The organism is Cupriavidus sp. AU9028 (genome assembly GCF_019795295.1).
Lineage (GTDB): Bacteria > Pseudomonadota > Gammaproteobacteria > Burkholderiales > Burkholderiaceae > Cupriavidus.
In genome coordinates, this window is the sequence record NZ_JAIMCG010000017.1 from 36,631 (window position 1) to 53,670 (window position 17,040).

15 protein-coding genes and 1 tRNA gene are annotated in these 17,040 nt (G+C 67.9%); 9 read left to right on the forward strand and 7 right to left on the reverse strand.

Features of this window, described 5'->3' with window-relative positions:
• The first annotated feature begins 11 nt into the window (after positions 1-11).
• The gene (locus K6V06_RS17245; RefSeq protein ID WP_222245358.1) at positions 12-536 is read left to right on the forward strand and encodes a peptidylprolyl isomerase; all 525 of its coding nucleotides are present in this window, start codon (positions 12-14) and stop codon (positions 534-536) included.
• A 133-nt stretch (positions 537-669) separates the two neighbouring features.
• Here the strand turns inward: K6V06_RS17245 and K6V06_RS17250 are convergent, their stop codons facing one another.
• The 3 genes from K6V06_RS17250 to K6V06_RS17260 form a co-directional block, all read right to left on the reverse strand.
• Positions 670-1,659, reverse strand: coding sequence for a metallophosphoesterase (locus K6V06_RS17250; RefSeq protein ID WP_222245413.1), 990 nt, complete (start codon positions 1,657-1,659; stop codon positions 670-672).
• Between the two features lie 92 nt (positions 1,660-1,751).
• A complete protein-coding gene (gene mutS, locus K6V06_RS17255; RefSeq protein WP_370637495.1) occupies positions 1,752-4,361 on the reverse strand; it encodes a DNA mismatch repair protein MutS in 2,610 nt (869 codons plus the stop codon).
• 165 nt (positions 4,362-4,526) lie between these two features.
• On the reverse strand, positions 4,527-5,345 hold the full coding sequence (locus tag K6V06_RS17260) for an inositol monophosphatase family protein (RefSeq protein ID WP_222245360.1): 819 nt from the start codon (positions 5,343-5,345) through the stop codon (positions 4,527-4,529).
• A gap of 206 nt (positions 5,346-5,551) precedes the next feature.
• On the opposite strand from K6V06_RS17260, the gene K6V06_RS17265 reads away from it, so the two are divergent.
• Positions 5,552-6,370 carry an RNA methyltransferase gene (locus tag K6V06_RS17265; protein WP_222245361.1) on the forward strand — a complete coding sequence of 273 codons (819 nt, stop codon included), beginning with the start codon at positions 5,552-5,554 and terminating at the stop codon, positions 6,368-6,370.
• 148 nt (positions 6,371-6,518) lie between these two features.
• The gene (gene cysE, locus K6V06_RS17270; protein WP_222245362.1) at positions 6,519-7,262 is read left to right on the forward strand and encodes a serine O-acetyltransferase; all 744 of its coding nucleotides are present in this window, start codon (positions 6,519-6,521) and stop codon (positions 7,260-7,262) included.
• Positions 7,263-7,296: 34 nt separating this feature from the next.
• Here the strand turns inward: cysE and K6V06_RS17275 are convergent, their stop codons facing one another.
• From K6V06_RS17275 to K6V06_RS17290, 4 genes are all read right to left on the reverse strand, one after another.
• The gene (locus K6V06_RS17275; protein ID WP_370637496.1) at positions 7,297-8,097 is read right to left on the reverse strand and encodes a UDP-2,3-diacylglucosamine diphosphatase; all 801 of its coding nucleotides are present in this window, start codon (positions 8,095-8,097) and stop codon (positions 7,297-7,299) included.
• A gap of 29 nt (positions 8,098-8,126) precedes the next feature.
• Complete coding sequence (locus tag K6V06_RS17280; protein WP_222245363.1) at positions 8,127-8,627, reverse strand: peptidylprolyl isomerase; 501 nt, start codon at positions 8,625-8,627, stop codon at positions 8,127-8,129.
• 12 nt (positions 8,628-8,639) lie between these two features.
• Positions 8,640-9,251, reverse strand: coding sequence for a peptidylprolyl isomerase (locus K6V06_RS17285; protein WP_222245364.1), 612 nt, complete (start codon positions 9,249-9,251; stop codon positions 8,640-8,642).
• Positions 9,252-9,377: 126 nt separating this feature from the next.
• Positions 9,378-10,115: a tetratricopeptide repeat protein gene (locus tag K6V06_RS17290; protein ID WP_222245365.1), complete on the reverse strand. Its 738-nt coding sequence runs from the start codon at positions 10,113-10,115 to the stop codon at positions 9,378-9,380.
• A gap of 271 nt (positions 10,116-10,386) precedes the next feature.
• Here K6V06_RS17290 and cysS point away from each other — a divergent pair, with 271 nt between their 5' ends.
• The 6 genes from cysS (at position 10,387) to K6V06_RS17320 (ending at position 16,926) form a co-directional block, all read left to right on the forward strand.
• Entirely contained in the window at positions 10,387-11,775 is a 1,389-nt protein-coding gene (gene cysS, locus K6V06_RS17295) for a cysteine--tRNA ligase (protein ID WP_222245366.1), read from the forward strand.
• A complete protein-coding gene (locus K6V06_RS17300) occupies positions 11,760-12,725 on the forward strand; it encodes a DNA-3-methyladenine glycosylase (RefSeq protein WP_222245367.1) in 966 nt (321 codons plus the stop codon). Before cysS ends, K6V06_RS17300 begins: the two co-directional genes overlap by 16 nt.
• Positions 12,726-12,809: 84 nt before the next feature.
• Positions 12,810-13,781, forward strand: a complete 972-nt coding sequence (locus K6V06_RS17305) for an acetyl-CoA carboxylase carboxyltransferase subunit alpha (RefSeq protein WP_222245368.1) — start codon at positions 12,810-12,812, stop codon at positions 13,779-13,781.
• Between the two features lie 7 nt (positions 13,782-13,788).
• Positions 13,789-15,291: a tRNA lysidine(34) synthetase TilS gene (gene tilS, locus K6V06_RS17310; RefSeq protein ID WP_255581920.1), complete on the forward strand. Its 1,503-nt coding sequence runs from the start codon at positions 13,789-13,791 to the stop codon at positions 15,289-15,291.
• A 141-nt stretch (positions 15,292-15,432) separates the two neighbouring features.
• Positions 15,433-16,683 (forward strand): aspartate kinase, encoded by a 1,251-nt coding sequence (locus K6V06_RS17315; RefSeq protein WP_222245370.1) that lies wholly within the window; start codon positions 15,433-15,435, stop codon positions 16,681-16,683.
• Between the two features lie 149 nt (positions 16,684-16,832).
• A tRNA-Ser gene (locus K6V06_RS17320) sits at positions 16,833-16,926 on the forward strand.
• Positions 16,927-17,040 lie beyond the last annotated feature (114 nt).

Below are 17,040 nucleotides of genomic sequence, written 5' to 3' on the forward strand. Positions count from 1 at the left end.
GGAGTAAAGAATTGAAAATCGCGAAGAACACGGTAGTGTCCGTGACGTACAAGCTCTCGGATGCGCAGGGCAATCTGATCGAAGAATCGGATGAGCCGATGGTCTACTTGCACGGCGGCTATGATGGCACGTTCCCCAAAATCGAGGAAGCGCTGGATGGCCATGCCGCCGGTTTCGAGACGCAATTGCAGCTCGAACCCGAGGATGCGTTCGGCGATTACGATGCGGAACTGGTGAAAGTCGAACCGCGCGACCGCTTTCCCGAGCCGCTGGAAGTCGGCATGCAGTTCGAAGGCGTGCCCGAAGACGGTGACGAGGAAGAGTCGGTGATCTACACCGTGACCGATGTGGCCGAGGACAAGGTGGTGCTCGATGGCAATCACCCGCTGGCCGGCATGGCGCTGCGTTTCTGGCTGAAGGTTTCCGAAGTGCGCGAAGCCACCGCCGAGGAAGTCGAGCACGGCCACGCCCACGGCGCCAGCGGCATCGAAGTGGTCGACGAGGACGACAGCGACGACAACCGCACGCTGCACTGAACGCCCGCCCCGGCAAAACCGGGAAGGAAGGGCGGTCCGCTTTCCGCGGGCCGTGTACGCCGCGCTGTCATCGCGCGGCGTCTGGCGAATTCCGGCAATGCCGGCGGCCTGACGGTCGCCGGCATTTGTCTTTTCAGGGCGCGCGCGGGCCGTCGTGCAAGGCGACCGAGAACAGCGCCGGGGAGTCGGGCGAGATCGTCAGCTCGGTCCATTGACGGGGCGAACCGACCGGCAGCGCGACCCGCGTGAAGTTGCGCAGCACCTTGCCTTGCGTATCGCGCAGCGGCGTATCGATACCGAAGCCGTTGTAGCTGCTGTGTACCAGCAGCACGCGCCCGCGGTAGTCGGCAACCAGCTCGCGCAGTTGACGCTTGATCTCCAGATACCCGTCGCGCTGCCGGCCGCGGATGAAGCCGTCGAGCAGCGACGGCTTGCCGCGCTTTTCCCAACCATTGGCGAACAGCGGATCGGCGTGCATGACCAGGACGATGCCGCTCATCTCCTCCTGCTGCGCGAGCGAGAAGGCGCGTGCCAGCCATTGCCGGTTGGCTTCGCGACGGTCCTCGAATTCGCCGTTGCGGCCTGCCTCGTAGCGATAGTTGTTGTTGTCGCCGGGCACATTCAGGCCGACCAGCAGCACATTGCCCAGCACGAGCCGGGCGTTCTCGCGGTAGCTGCGGAACTTGGCCTGGTCCGACTGACGCATCACCGGCAGCGCCTTCTCGCCGAGCGTACGGTCGTCCGGGAAATACAACTCGCGCAGCCGCGCCAGCCGCTCGTCCGGGTCGAAGCTGCCGGCTACATGCTTGCCACACTCGGCCCATTCCGTCTCGCCCGGCACGAAAAGCACCGGCACCGGGGACTGGTTCAGCAACTGCAGCCGTGAGCCCAGCAGCGGATCGCCGCAGGATTCGGTGTCGCCCTTGATGCCGCCGGCATGCACGACCAGATCGACCTTGCGCTGGGCGAGCGACTCCAGCAGCCGCTGCGTCGCGGGCTCCGCGTCCGGCCATTGCGGCAGGTCGGCCAGCAGGGCGATGCGAGCCTGGCCGGACGCGGGCGCTGCCTTGCGCGGCGCCGCGTCGGCGACGAGCGGCAACAGCGCAGCCGCCAAGGCCACCATGATCGCGAACCGGCACGCTGGAAGGGTCGGCTTGCGACCGGGGGCGGATGCGCGCCGAGCGGGCTGCGGCGCTTCGGCGTGCTGCAGGCGGGTCATGGGTTGCCTTGACGGCCTTCCTCGTACAACGACTTGAGCCGGTACAGCGCATCGAGCGCCTGGCGTGGCGTCAGGCTGTCCGGGTCCAGTTCGTCCATCGCCTCGCGCAGTGCCCGGTCTTCGGTGCCGCCGCGATGGTCGGCGTCATCGTTGTCGTCAGTCTCGCCGGGCGCCACGGCAGGCGCGGCAAACAGGTCCAGCTGCGGCGTGGGGGTCGAGTCGGTCGATTGCTGCTCCAGCCAGGCCAGATGCTTGCGCGCGGCACGGATCACCGGCTGCGGCACGCCGGCCAGCTGGGCCACCTGCAGGCCGTAGCTCTGGCTGGCGGGGCCGTCCTGCACGGCGTGCAGGAACACGATGCCATCGCCATGCTCGACCGCGGACAGGTGCACGTTGGCCGCCTGCGGAAATTCCTGCGGCAGCTGGGTCAGCTCGAAGTAGTGGGTGGCGAACAGCGTATGGCTGCGGTTGTGCGACAGCAGGTGGCGGGCAATGGCCCAGGCCAGCGCCAGTCCATCGAAGGTCGAGGTGCCGCGGCCAATCTCGTCCATCAGCACCAGGCTGTTGGGCGTGGCGTTGTGCAGGATGCCGGCTGCTTCGGTCATCTCGACCATGAAGGTCGAACGGCCGCCCGCCAGGTCATCGGCCGCGCCGATTCGGGTGAAGATGCGGTCGATCGGCCCGATCACCGCCTGCCGTGCCGGCACGTAGGCGCCGACGCAGGCCAGCAGCACGATCAGCGCGGTCTGCCGCATGAAGGTCGATTTGCCGCCCATGTTCGGGCCGGTGATCAGGAGCAGCTTGCGCGCCTCGGTCAGCCGGCAGTCGTTGGCGATGAACGGCGTCGATTCCGCGGCAAGCTGGCTTTCCACGACGGGATGCCTGCCCTGGCCGATGTCGATCGCGCAGTCATCGACGCGGGTCGGGCAGGTCCAGTCCAGTGTGCGGGCGCGTTCGGCCAGCGTGGCCAGCACGTCCAGCCGCGCCAGCGCGGCGGCAACCCGGCGCAGCTGGCCGATATGGGGCAGCAGGTCCTGCAGCAGCGCTTCGTACAGCTGCTTTTCGCGGGCAAGGGCGCGGTCCTGCGCGGACAGCGCCTTGTCCTCGAAGGCCTTCAGTTCCGGCGTGATGTAGCGCTCGGCGTTCTTCAGGGTCTGGCGGCGCCGATAGTCGTCCGGCACCTTGTCGGCCTGTCCGTTGGTGACCTCGATATAGAAGCCGTGCACGCGGTTGAACTCGACACGCAGGTTGGCGATGCCAGTGCGCTCGCGCTCGCGCGTTTCCAGATCGATCAGGAACTGGCCGCAGTTCTCCGAGATATCGCGCAGCTCGTCCAGTTGCGCGTCGTAGCCGCGCGCGATCACGCCGCCGTCGCGCACGGCAACCGAGGGTTCGGGCGCCACGGCCCGCGTCAGCAGGTCCAGGCAGGCCTGCGGGACGGCCAGTTCGCCCAGCGTCTCGCCGAGCAGCGGCGCGCCGTCGTCGGCGCGCACGCTGGCGGTGACCTCCGGCAGGGTCGCCAGCGTATCGCGCAGCGCCGAAAGGTCGCGCGGCCGCGCGCTCAGCAGCGCCAGCCGCGCGGTGATGCGCTCGACGTCTGCCAGCCGGCGCAGCTGCTTGCGCAGCGCCTCGGCATCCTGCGCGAGCAGGGCGCCGATGGCCTGCTGCCGCGCCTGCGGAATCGCCCGCTCGCGCAAGGGGTGATGCAGCCAGTGCCGCAGCAGGCGGCTTCCCATTGCGGTGGCGCAGGTATCGAGCAGCGAGAACAGCGTCGGCGATTCGCCGCCGCGCAGCGTCTCGGTCAGTTCGAGGTTGCGGCGCGTGGCCGAGTCCAGTCCGACGAACTCCGATTCCTGCTCGACGGTTACGCTTTGCACATGGCGCAGCGCCTGGCCCTGCGTGTTGGCCGCGTAGTTGAGCAGGGCGCCGGCCGCACCCAGCGCCGCGCCAAGCGCGCGGCAGCCGAACGGATCGAGGCTGGCCACCCCCAGCTGCTCGCGCAACCGGCGCGCGCCCGCGTCCTGGTCGAAATGCCATTCGGGCAGGCGCGACCGGGCGCAAGCCAGGGCCGGCAGCGGCATGCCGTCGGCATGCAGCAGTTCGGCGGGGCGGATCCGTTCCAGTTCGCGTGCCAGTTGGCCGGCCTCGCACTCCATCAGGCGCAGCTCGCCACTGGCCAGGTTCAGCCAGGCCAGGCCGGTCTTGCCGACGCCGCGGCGCGTGGTCTGCTGATGCACGGCCATCAGGAAGGTGTCGGCCTTGTCCGGCAGCAGCGCGGCATCGGTCAGCGTGCCGGGCGTGACGATCCGCACCACCTTGCGCTCGACCGGTCCCTTGCTGGCGGCGGGGTCGCCGATCTGCTCGCAGATCGCGACCGACTCGCCCAGCTTGACCAGCCGGGCCAGGTATTGGTCGACGGAATGGAAGGGGATGCCCGCCATGCGGATCGGCACCCCGTTGGAGCTGCCGCGCGCGGTCAGCGTGATGTCGAGCAGCCGCGCCGCCTTTTCGGCGTCGTCATGGAACAGCTCATAGAAGTCGCCCATCCGGTAGAACAGCAGCGTGTCCGGATGGTCCGCCTTGATGCGCAGGTACTGCTGCATCATCGGCGTTTCGCGGCCGGTGGCGCGGCTGGCGGTGGTCGGTTGTGCTTCGGTCTGGTCGAGCAAGCCTGGCTCCCTGTTGGCTCGGTTGGGCAGTCTCGCGGATGCAGAAGGGGGGCCATGCGACGAGGGCGCTTGCATCGCGCCCTCGCCGCCGGCGGAACGACGTCAGGCGGCGGGGCCGCCGTTGTCGATGGAGTAGGGCGACAGCAGGCGCACCATCTGCGCAAAGGTCTTCGGGTTGCCGGCCATCACTTCGCCCTGTTCCATCTGGCGCGCCTCGCCGGCGTAGTTGCCCACCAGGCCGCCGGCCTCGGTGATCAACAGCATGCCCGCGGCCATGTCCCAGGGCTTCAGGCCCGATTCGAAGAAGCCGTCCAGGCGGCCGCAGGCGACGTAGGCCAGGTCCAGCGCGGCGGCGCCCGGGCGGCGCAGGCCGGCGCAGTTCTGGGTCATCAGCGCGAACACCTCCAGGTAGGCATTCAGGCTTTCGAGGTTGCGGAACGGGAAGCCGGTGCCGATCAGGCAGTCCGCCAGCTTGTCGCGACGGCTGACGCGGATGCGGCGATTGTTCAGGAAGGCGCCGGCACCCTTGGAGGCGGTGAACAGTTCGTCGCGGGTCGGGTCGTAGACCACCGCCTGCGACGGGTTGCCCCGGTGCAGCAGCGCGATCGATACGCAGTACTGCGGGAAGCCGTGGATGAAGTTGGTGGTGCCGTCCAGCGGGTCGATCACCCAGGTGTATTCGTGGCCGTCTTCGCCTTCGGCCCAGGACTGGCCGGACTCTTCCGCTAGAATCGCATGATCGGGATATGCGGTCCGGATGACCTCGATGATCGCTGCTTCCGCCGAGCGGTCGACTTCCGTGACGAAATCGTTGTGCTGCTTGCGCGTAACGCGCAGGAGATCCACGTCCATCGAAGCGCGGTTGATGATGGAACCCGCCTTGCGGGCTGCCTTGACGGCGATATTGAGCATCGGATGCATGAAATCTCTCCAGGCCGACGCCGCGAACGGACTGGGCGCGGGGTCGGCGGACAACACAACGAATTGTAGAAGAACGGGCGCGCCAGGCTGTCGGCGGCTGGCTGACGCTGCTGCGGCAGCGGTCGGCTTACGCGGGCCGGCTTCCGCCAGTTACCCCCTTGGTGGGGCGTCGCGGCGGCGCGCCAATATGGAAGCCTGAATTGTATATGAACCCCGCATCGGACAGGGACGCCGGCGACAAGTTCGGCCGTGTGCGTTTCGTGCTGGTGGAAACCAGCCATCCCGGCAACGTTGGCTCCGTGGCCCGCGCGATCAAGACCATGGGCTTCGGCGCCGAGCCGGACTCGCTGGTGCTGGTGGCCCCGCGCGAGGCGCAGGTGCTCGCCCACCCCGACGCCGTGGCGCTGGCCAGCGGCGCGGACGACGTGCTGCGCGGCGCCCGCATCGTGCCGGATCTGGATACCGCGCTGACCGGCGTGGCCTTCAGCGTGGCGATGACCGCGCGCCAGCGCGAGTTCGGGCCGCCGCGCCTGCTGCCGCGCGATGCCGTGGCGCAAGGGCGTGCACGGCTGGAAGCGGTCCCGTCCGCGCGTATCGCCTTCGTCTTCGGCAACGAGCGCTTCGGCTTGCCGAACGAGGCGGTCGACCGCTGTTCGGCGGTCACGCATATTCCCGCCAATCCCGCCTATGCCTCGCTCAATCTGGCGCAGGCGGTGCAGTTGATCGCCTACGAGATGCGGCTGGCGCTGCTGGAGGACCGTGTCGCGGTGCCGGCGGACATCGGCTATGCCGGCGAGCCCGCGACCACCGAGCAGATCGAGGCGATGTTCGGCCATCTGGAACAGGGGCTGCATGCGATCGGTTTTCTCGATCCGGACAACCCGCGCAAGCTGATGCCGCGGCTGCGCAGGCTATTCGCCCGCGCGGGGCTCGAGCGCGAGGAAGTCAATATCCTGCGCGGCATCGCCAAGCAGATGCTCGCCAGCCGTGCGGCGGGGCAGGGCGGCGGGCGGGACGACGGCTGACCCGCCGCTGCCTGGCGCGCGGCCGGGCAAAACCCATGACGGCAGCGCGGCGCCAAATCCCTTACACTCGCTGCTCCCGGTTTTCCGCCCGCGCCTGGCACGGGCATCCCCACATCGCCACGCACCGGGGCAATCGCACACGACCAAGATGTTCTCTCGCCTGAAGGAAGATATCGACGCCATCATGCAGCGCGACCCTGCCGCGCGCAGCCGCTTCGAGGTGCTGACCTGTTATCCGGGTCTGCACGCGGTGGTGCTGCACCGGCTCGCGCATGGCTGCTGGAATGGTGGATGGCGCTGGCTGGGGCGCTGGATCTCGCACTGGTCGCGCTTCCTGACCGGTATCGAGATCCATCCGGGCGCCAGGGTGGGACGGCGCGTCTTCATCGACCACGGCATGGGCGTGGTGATCGGCGAGACCGCCGAGATCGGCGACGACTGCACCATCTACCAGGGTGTGACGCTGGGCGGCACCTCGCTGTACAAGGGGCAGAAGCGCCATCCGACGCTTGGCGCGGGCGTGGTGGTCAGTGCCGGCGCCAAGGTGCTGGGCGGCTTCACCATCGGCGATGGGGCGCGAGTCGGCTCCAACGCCGTGGTGCTCAAGCCGGTGCCGCCGGGCGCGACCGCGGTGGGCGTTCCCGCCCGCATCATCCTGCCCGACGCCCCGGCCGCGCAGCAGGGCGCGCGGCAAGAGTTCTCGGCCTATGGCATCACGCCGAACGCGGACGATCCGGTGTCGCTGGCGCTCAAGAGCCTGATCGACAATGCCGCCCAGCAGCACGAGCGGATCGAGGCGGTGCTGGCCGCGCTCGATCGGCTGGGCGAGCATCTGGAGAACACGCCCAATGACCGCTTCGATGCGAGTGAGCTGCGCCGTCTGATGAAGTGAGGCGGGCAGCCGCGAGCGCGGCTGCTTTCGTCGATCAATCGCCCTGCGGCAGCAGCCTGAAGCCGCGGTCATCCAGCTGCAGCACTGCCGCCCGTGGCCGCGCGCAGTCCAGGTCCCAGTCGGTCAGCACCCAGCGCACTCCGCCGGCCTCGTCGTGCCGCGCGGGTCGGTGGGTGTGTCCGTGCACCATCTCGGCGGTGCCGGTCTGTTGCAGCAGGGCTTGTACCGCGGCCGGTTCGACGTCCGCGTACACGGTCCGCTCGGCGTTATCCTGGCGCGACGCGCGTCCCGCTTCGCTGTCGGCGCGCAGACGCTGGGCGATGCCGATGCGCCAGCGCAGCGGCAGCGCAAGGAACAGCCGCTGCACCCACCGCTTGCGGGTCCAGTGTCGGAAGCGCATGTAGGCCACGTCGCCGGTGCACAGCATGTCGCCATGCGTCAGCACGATCCGGTGTCCCGCGCATTTGACCACCGTCGGGTCGTCCAGCAGCGTGGCGCCTGCCGCGCGTGCAAAGCGCCGGCCCAGCAGGAAATCGCGGTTGCCGTGCATCAGGTAGACCGCGACGCCGCTGCGCATCAGGCTGGCCAGTTGCGCGGCGATGCGCTGCGCGAACGGATCGTCGAGTTCCTCGTCGCCTACCCAGAACTCGAAGAAGTCGCCGAGGATGAAGAGGGTCCGCGCCTGCGACCGTGCCTGCTCGATGGTGCGCTCGAACGCTTCGAGCGTGCGCGGCATGCCGGGCGTCAGATGCAGGTCCGAAATGAACCACGCCGGCGCGTTCGCTGCAATCGCGGGAACGGCCGGCGCGGGGACCGGGGACGGTGGCGGCGTCACGGTGGACGCCGCTGGATCGAGACGCAAACTCAGTCGAGCACGACGGCCTTCTGGATCACGACGTCCTCGAGCGGCACGTCCTGATGGAAGCCGGCGCTGCCCGTGCGCACGCCCTTGATCGAATCCACCACGTCGGTGCCTTCGACGACCTTGCCGAACACGGCATAGCCGAAGCCCTGCGGCGTCGGCGAGGTGAAGTTCAGGAAGTCGTTGTCCACCACGTTGATGAAGAACTGCGCGGTCGCCGAGTGCGGTGCGTTGGTGCGTGCCATCGCCACCGTGTAGCGATCGTTCTTCAGGCCGTTGCCGGCTTCGTTCTCGATCGGCTCGTCGGTCGGCTTCTGCTTCATGCCCGGCTCGAAACCGCCGCCCTGGATCATGAAGTTCTTGATCACGCGATGGAAGATCGTGTTGTCGTAATGGCCCTTGCGGACATAGGACAGGAAGTTCTCCACCGTCTTCGGCGCCTTGTCGGCATCGAGTTCGATGGTGATGGCGCCGAGCGTGGTTTGGAGCTGGACCTTGGACATGACTTTCCTCTGTTACTTGATGATGGTGGCCGACTCGATGACGACCGGCGTGGCAGGCACGTTGCGCATGGGGCCATAGGCCCGGGTCGGGACCGTCTTGATGCGATCCACCGTGTCCATGCCTTCGATCACCTTGCCAAATACCGCATACCCGTTGCCGTCCGGCTGCGGGTAGTCGAGGTTCGGATTATCCACCACATTGATGAAGAACTGGGCGGTTGCCGAGTTCGGATCGCCTGTGCGCGCCATCGCGACGGTGCCGGCCTTGTTCTTCAGGCCATTGCGCGATTCGAGCGGAATTGGCGCGCGCGTGGGCTTCTGGTTCATGTCGCGATCGAAGCCGCCACCCTGCACCATGAAGCCGTTGATCACGCGGTGAAAGGTGGTGCCGCTGTAGAAGCCGGAGTTGACATACTCCAGAAAATTCTCCACGGTCTTCGGCGCGGCCTCGGGATAGACCTCGACGGTGAACTTGCCGGCGCTGGTGGTGAACTGCACGCGTTCGGCCTTGCCGGTGCTCGCGCCCGGTGCCTGGGCCTGGGCGACGGTGGCGCCGAGCGCCAGCGATCCGGCAAGTGCCGCGCCGGCCAGCGAACGCAGAAGAGAGCGTCGGGAAAGGGTCATCTGGGGCTCCAATATCGGCGCCGGTAACGGTCCGTGCCATCGCCTGGCGGTTGCTGCAAGGAGCGAGCGCCAGAGCGGGGACGGCTGTCACCGGCAGGTTGATGCAAAGGCTGTGCCGCGCGGGAATCAGTCGAGGTCGGGCCGCTGCGGACCGGGCGCGCTGGGCAGCTCGGGCGCCTTGCGCGGGGCGGGCTGAGGCTTGGCCGCGGCCGGTGCCTGCGCCGCCGGGGCCGGCTTTGCCGTAGCGGAAGCGGTATCGCGGACCGCGGCGAGGCCACGGCTGGCGCGTGCGTCGCCCGGATTGAGCTTGAGGGCTTGCGCGTACGACTGTTCGGCCAGGCGCCGGTAGACGTCGCCGAGGTTGCTGAAGCCGATGGCGAAGCCCGGGCGGGCCTGTACCGCCAGCAGCAGTTCGGCTTCGGCGCGCTTGAGGTCGCCCTGGCGTGCGTACAGCAGCGCAAGGTTGTTGTGCGTCTCGGGCAGTTCCGGGTAGTCCTGTGCCAGCTCGGTGAAGGCGCGCACCGCGTCGTCGTCGCGTCCCGCCTGCGCCAGCGCCCAGGCGCGCTGGAAGCGGGCCTGCACGTTGCGCGGGTTCTCGGCGATCACCTTGTCGTAGCGCTGGATCGCTTCGTCATAGCGGCGCTGCACTGCCGCCTGCTCGGCCTCGGCCATGCCGGGCTGGGCCGACGGGTGATAGCCGGTCGGCGCATTGGCCGGCAGGCCGAGCAGGCTGTCCTGTGCGGGAGCGGGCTCGCTCGCCAGCATGCAGCAGAGTGCCACGGCAACGCCGGACAGCACGAGGGCGCCACTGCGGCGCACGGCGGAGAAAGACAACGGCGAAACCAGGCTCGAGGTCGGGCTCATGTAGGTGCAGTCCTTTATACTTCGCGGCATTCTAGCAAAGGTGGTTCGCCCGCCGAGCTTGCGGCGCTTCCGGTAAGATACGGAGCTTGCCGAAGCCCGGGCAGAGCCACCCGAGCGCCTTGCCGTGCGGGGCCGCAACCTTCGTGCCGAGGCCGACCGGGGCGAGTCGCATCGGAGCCGGCACGGCTTGCGGCGCCGGCCCGCGCGGCTTTGCGGAAATCGATCGCCCCTGTCATCACCGTCAGCGGGAATCACCTCCACACCTCGTTTCATGCATCCACTGAACATCTACAACACCCTCGCTCGCGAGAAGCAGCCCTTCGTGCCCATCGAACCCGGCAAGGTCCGCATGTATGTCTGCGGCATGACGGTGTACGACTACTGTCACGTCGGGCACGCGCGGGTCATGGTGGTGTTCGACATGGTGCAGCGCTGGCTGCGCACCGCCGGCTATGAGGTGACCTATGTGCAGAACATCACGGACATCGACGACAAGATCATCCGGCGCGCGGCGGAGAATGGCGAAACGATTGGTGCATTGACCGAACGCTTCATCGGCTACATGCACGAGGATGCCGAGGCGCTTGGCGTGCAGCGGCCCGATCATGAACCGCGCGCGACGCAGTATGTGCCGCAGATGCTGAGCATCATCGGCAAGCTGCAGGCCAACGGACTGGCCTACCAGGCCAGCGATGGCGACGTCAATTTCGCGGTGCGCAAGTTTGCCGGCTACGGCCGGCTGTCCGGCAAGTCGCTGGAGGATCTGCGCGCCGGCGAACGTGTTGCCGCCAACGATGCCAAGCACGATCCGCTGGACTTCGTGCTGTGGAAGTCCGCCAAGGAAAGCGAGCCCGCGGAAAGCAAGTGGGATTCGCCGTGGGGATCGGGGCGTCCGGGCTGGCATATCGAGTGCTCGGCGATGAGCTGCGCGCTGCTGGGCGAGCACTTCGACATCCACGGCGGCGGCGCGGACCTGCAGTTCCCCCACCACGAGAACGAGATCGCGCAGTCCGAGGGCGCCAGCGGCAAGCCGTTCGTCAACGTCTGGATGCACAACGGCTTCGTGCGCATCAACGACGAGAAGATGTCCAAGTCGCTGGGCAACTTCTTCACCATCCGCGAAGTGCTGAAAGCCTATGACGCGGAAGTGGTGCGCTTCTTCATCCTGCGCGCCCACTACCGCAGCCCGCTGAACTACAGCGACGCGCACCTGGACGATGCCCGCCACGCACTGACGCGCCTGTACACCGCGCTGAAGGACGTGCAGCCCGACGACGGCGCGCTCGATTGGGACGAGCCGCACGCGCGCCGCTTCGCCGAGGCCATGGGCGACGACTTCAATACCCCGATCGCCGTCGCGGTGCTGTTCGACCTGGCCAGCGAAGTGAACCGCACCGGCTCGCCGGCCGCGGCGCGGCAGTTGCGCGGCCTGGCGGCAACGCTCGGCCTGCTGGGCCGCGATGCGCACGCCTTCCTGCAAGGTGGCGCGGCGCAGGACGGTATTTCCGCCGAGGACATCGAAGCGCGCATCGCAGCGCGCCGGCAGGCCAAGGCCGAGCGCAACTTCGCCGAGGCGGACCGCATTCGCGCCGAGCTGCTGGAAGCGGGAGTCGTGCTGGAGGACAAGCCGGGCGGCGTCACCGAATGGAGGCGCGCTTGAACGCGGTAGCTCGCAAGAGCGCTGCGAAGACGCAGGCCGCGCCCGAGCCGGCTGAAAAGCAGCCGGGGCGAGCCACTGCGGCTGCGGCGGCGGGCAAGGCTGCGGGCAAGGCCGACGACGCCGGCGCGCAGAAGCCGGCGGTGAAGCGGGCGAGCGCCGCGAAGCCTTCCGCAAAGACCGCGACAAAGACCACGGCAAGGTCCGCCGCAAAGTCCGCTGCTGTTGCCGGCGACGCGCCGCCGAAGAAGGCGGCACGCACCCGTGCCGCTGCCGCGCCCGCGCTGCCCGAGGCCGAGGCGCTGCCGTTGCCGGTGGAGACGGTCGAGGGCGCGGTGCGGCCCGCCTACTGGGACGAGGCCTGTGCCGACCTGATGAAGCGCGACCGCATCCTGCGCAAGCTGATCCCGACGTACGGGCCGGCGCATCTGGTCTCGCGCGGCGATCCGTTCGTGACGCTGGCGCGCTCGATCGTCGGCCAGCAGATCTCGGTCAAGGCGGCGCAGGCGGTGTGGGACCGGCTGGTCGCCGCCTGCCCGAAGCTGACGCCGGCGCAACTGCTGCGGGCCGGCCCTGAAAAACTGGCCGGCTGCGGGCTGTCCAGACGCAAGGCCGAGTACATCGTCGATCTGGCCGATCACTTCAAGGCCGGTCGCGTCCACGTCCAGAGCTGGGCCGAGATGGACGACGAGGCGGTAATTGCCGAACTGACGCAGATCCGCGGCATCGGCCGCTGGACCGCCGAGATGTTCCTGATGTTCAACCTGCTGCGGCCCAACGTGCTGCCGCTGGACGATATCGGCCTGATCAATGCCATTTCCGCCAACTATTTCAGTGGCGAGCCGGTCACGCGCAGCGAAGCCCGGGAAGTCGCGGCCAACTGGGAACCGTGGCGCACGGTCGCGACCTGGTACATGTGGCGCAGCCTTGACCCGCTGCCCGTCACTTACTAGGCTGGCAAACATTGGCCGGCCCCGCGGGCGGGACGCCGATTTCCGGTAGAATGCGCCCCTTCACAGACAGGTACGTGTGATTCAATGAAAACCACCTTCCTGGATTTCGAACAGCCGATCGCCGAACTCGAGGCCAAAATCGAGGAACTGCGCTTTGTGCAGGACGACTCGGCAGTCGATATTTCCGAAGAGATTTCGCGGCTGGCCGGCAAGAGCCAGCAGCTGACCAAGGACATCTATGCCAACCTGACCCCGTGGCAGGTGGCGCAGATCGCGCGGCACCCGCAGCGTCCCTATACGCTGGACTACGTGCGCGAGATCTTCACCGATTTCCATGAACTGCACGGCGATCGTGCCTTTGCCGACGACCTGTCCATCGTCGGCGGCCTGGCCCGCTTCAATGGCCAGCCGTGCATGGTGATCGGTCACCAGAAGGGCCGGGATACCAAGGAGCGCGCGCTGCGCAACTTCGGCATGTCCAAGCCGGAAGGCTATCGCAAGGCGAAGCGGCTGATGGAACTGGCCGACAAGTTCGGCCTGCCGATCTTCACCTTCGTCGACACGCCGGGCGCGTTCCCGGGCATCGACGCGGAGGAGCGCGGCCAGTCCGAAGCGATTGGCCACAACCTGTACGTGATGGCGGGCCTGAAGGTGCCGCTGATCGCCACCATCATCGGCGAAGGCGGCTCCGGCGGCGCGCTGGCGATTGCGGTCGGCGACGTCGTGCAGATGCTGCAATTCGCCACCTATGCGGTGATTTCGCCGGAAGGCTGCGCATCCATCCTGTGGAAGACCGCCGAGAAGGCGCCGGAAGCCGCGGAAGCGCTGGGGCTGACCGCGCACCGCCTGAAGGCGCTGGGCCTGATCGACAAGATCGTCAACGAGCCGCTGGGCGGCGCGCATCGCGATCCCAAGGCAATGGCGGCCATGCTCAAGCGCTCGCTGGCCGAATCGCTGCGCCAGTTCCAGGGCATGAGCGTGCCGGAGCTGCAGGCGCGCCGGCACGAGCGCCTGATGGCATATGGCAAGTTCAAGGAAACCGGCACCCAGGGCTGATTCCACGATGCCGGTTGCGTCCGGGGCGCCCGGCGGCGCCGACTGGACCGATGCCTTGAAGGAAAGGGTCGCACAGGCCATGCAGGCTTGTGCGGCCCTTGTCGTTTCCGGGCAGGGGTCGACTGGCGGCGAGGCGGGCTCCGCCGGGGCAAGCATTGCCGTCGCACTGTCCGGCGGGCGCGATTCGGTCGCCTTGCTGCATGCCACCCGGGAAGTCCTTGCCGAGTCCGGCGAGGGTGGTGCCGCGCCGCTCGCGCTGCACGTGCATCACGGCCTGCAGGCGCAGGCCGATCAGTGGGATGCCTTCTGCGCCGGCCTGTGCGAACGGTGGCAGGTGCCATACCGTTGTGCACGCGTTGCCGTGGTGCCGGTGGCCGGAGAGGGCCTGGAGGCGGCCGCCCGCCGCGCCCGTTACGACGCGCTGCAGCGGATGTGCCGGGAGGAGGGGGTGCGCTACCTGCTGTTCGCGCACCATCGCGACGATCAGGTCGAAACCGTGTTGTTGCGGCTGTTCCGCGGCAGCGGCGTGCATGGCCTGGCCGGCATGCCGGCGATGCGGCCGCTGTCGGCCGACAGTGACACCTGGTTGCTGCGCCCCTGGCTGGAGTTGCCGCGCAGCGCCATCGAGGCGTATGCAGAGCGCCAGGGCCTGCGCTGGGTCGACGACCCCTCCAATGACGATCCTCGCTTCGCCCGCAACGCGCTGCGCCAGCATCTGCCGGCGCTGGCCGCGTCCTTTCCCTCGCTGTACGCCAATGTCGCGCAGGCGGCCGAACACCTTGGCTCGGCGGCCCACGCGCTGGACGCCCTCGCGCAGCGGCAGCTCGCGGCGATCCGGTTCGCCGGGCGCGACGAGGACACCTATTCCGAACTCGACATCGCGGGGCTGATGGCCCTGCCGGAGGCGCATGCCGATGCCGTGCTGCGGTTGTGGCTGCGCCAGTGCGGCACGCGGGCGCCGAGCACGGCGCGGCTGGCCGCCATGCGGGCCCAGTTGCTTCGAGCAGCGGCGGACGGCGGCGGGCAAGGCGCCGCGCTGCGCCACGATGGCCTCGTGCTGCGCCGCTTCCAGGGGCGGCTGCTGGCGTGCCGGACCCCGGTGGCCCCGCCCGCCGTCGCGGTGACCCTGTCATGGCACGGCGAGGCGACGCTGGCGGTGCCGCAGTGGGGCGGCGAGCTGCATTTCCTGCGCACCGACGCGGGATCGGGAGGGGTGCCGGAAGCGGTGCTGCGCCGGTCCCTCGAGGTCGGGCCGCGGCAGCCCGGCGATCGCATCGTGCTGCGTCCGGGCGGGCCGGCGCGAGCGCTCAAGCAGGCCTATCAGGAGGCCGGCGTGCCGGCGTGGCGCCGGCCCTTCCTGCCGGTCGTGCGCGCGGGCGGGCAACTCGTGCTGGCGGCCGGACTCGGCATGCACCACCGTTGGCCGGTCGATGCGAACCTGCCGTGCTGGCGGGTCGAATGGCGGCCCGCGGCCGGGTTGGCGCCGGCGCCGACAAACGAGGCGGGTTAGCCGCCGCCCGCGCGCCAATACCGAAAATTCAGGCTGTCACCGACTTGACAGGGCGGAAAACCTCGGGTTTTTCGCCTTGCCTGACACCTTCGCTTCGTGTATTTTCGAAGGCTTTGCAAAAACGCTGGCGTCTACAACAAGATGGCTCTCATCGTTCACAAATACGGCGGCACTTCGATGGGTTCCACGGAACGCATCAAGAATGTCGCCAAGCGCGTGGCCAAGTGGCACCGCGCCGGTCACCGCGTCGTCGTGGTGCCTTCGGCCATGTCGGGCGAGACCAATCGCCTGCTGGGACTGGCCAAGGAGATTTCCCCCGAACCCAGCCCGCGCGAGCTGGACATGCTGGCGTCGACCGGCGAGCAGGCAAGCGTTGCGCTGCTGGCGATCGCGCTGCACGGAGAGGGCATCGACGCCGTCAGCTACACCGGCTGGCAGGTCCCGGTCAAAACCAATTCCGCCTACACCAAGGCCCGCATCGAATCGATCGACGACCAGCGCATCCTGGCGGACGTCGACGCCGGTCGCGTGGTCATCATCACCGGCTTCCAGGGCATCGACGAGCTGGGCAACATCACCACGCTGGGTCGCGGCGGCTCGGACACCTCGGCGGTGGCCATCGCCGCGGCGGTCAAGGCTGACGAGTGCCTGATCTACACCGACGTGGACGGGGTCTACACCACCGACCCCCGCGTGGTCGAGGACGCCCGCCGCCTGGACCGCATCACCTTCGAGGAGATGCTGGAAATGGCCAGCCTCGGTTCCAAGGTGCTGCAGATCCGCTCCGTCGAATTCGCCGGCAAGTACCGCGTCAAGACGCGTGTGCTGTCGTCGCTGACCGATCCGATGTTGCCGCTCGAGCAGGAAATGCAATCGGGCACGCTGATTACTTTTGAGGAAGACTCTGACATGGAAGCCGCCGTCATTTCCGGCATTGCCTTCGCCCGCGATGAGGCCAAGATCACCGTTCTCGGCGTGCCGGACAAGCCCGGCATCGCTTACCAGATCCTCGGCCCGATCGCCGACGCCAACATCGACGTCGACATGATCATCCAGAACCAGTCGGTGCAGGGCAAGACCGACTTCACCTTCACCGTGCCGCGCGGCGACTACCAGCGCGCGCTGGCGATCCTGAACGACACCGTCAAGGGCCATATCGGCGCGGAGAGCGTCTCGGGCGACCCGAAGGTCTCGAAGGTGTCGGTGGTCGGCGTCGGCATGCGCTCGCACGTCGGTATCGCCAGCCAGATGTTCCGCACGCTGTCGGAAGAGGGCATCAACATCCAGATGATCTCCACCTCGGAAATCAAGATCTCGGTGCTGATCGACGAGAAGTACATGGAACTGGCCGTACGCGCGCTGCACAAGGCATTCGATCTCGATCAGGCCTGAGCACTGGCGGGGCGGGCGTCCGCGCGGTGATTTTCATCGCGGCGGACGCATCGAATGCGATTTGTCATCGATTCGTCGTTGACCAAACGCAACAGCCTCGCTAGAATGTGCGCTTCGTTGTGCGGGCTCCCTCGTGCAACGCAAGTTTGGGAGACGTGGCCGAGAGGTCGAAGGCACTCCCCTGCTAAGGGAGCATCCGGGCCAAAACCTGGATCGAGGGTTCGAATCCCTCCGTCTCCGCCATTACGTTGGTATTGGCGGCGGAACCCCGGAAGATCGCGGTCTTCCGGGGTTTTGTTTTTTGTGGCCTGAGAATTTCGGATGTTCTCCCTCTCTCACTTGGGGGAGAGGGGCGGG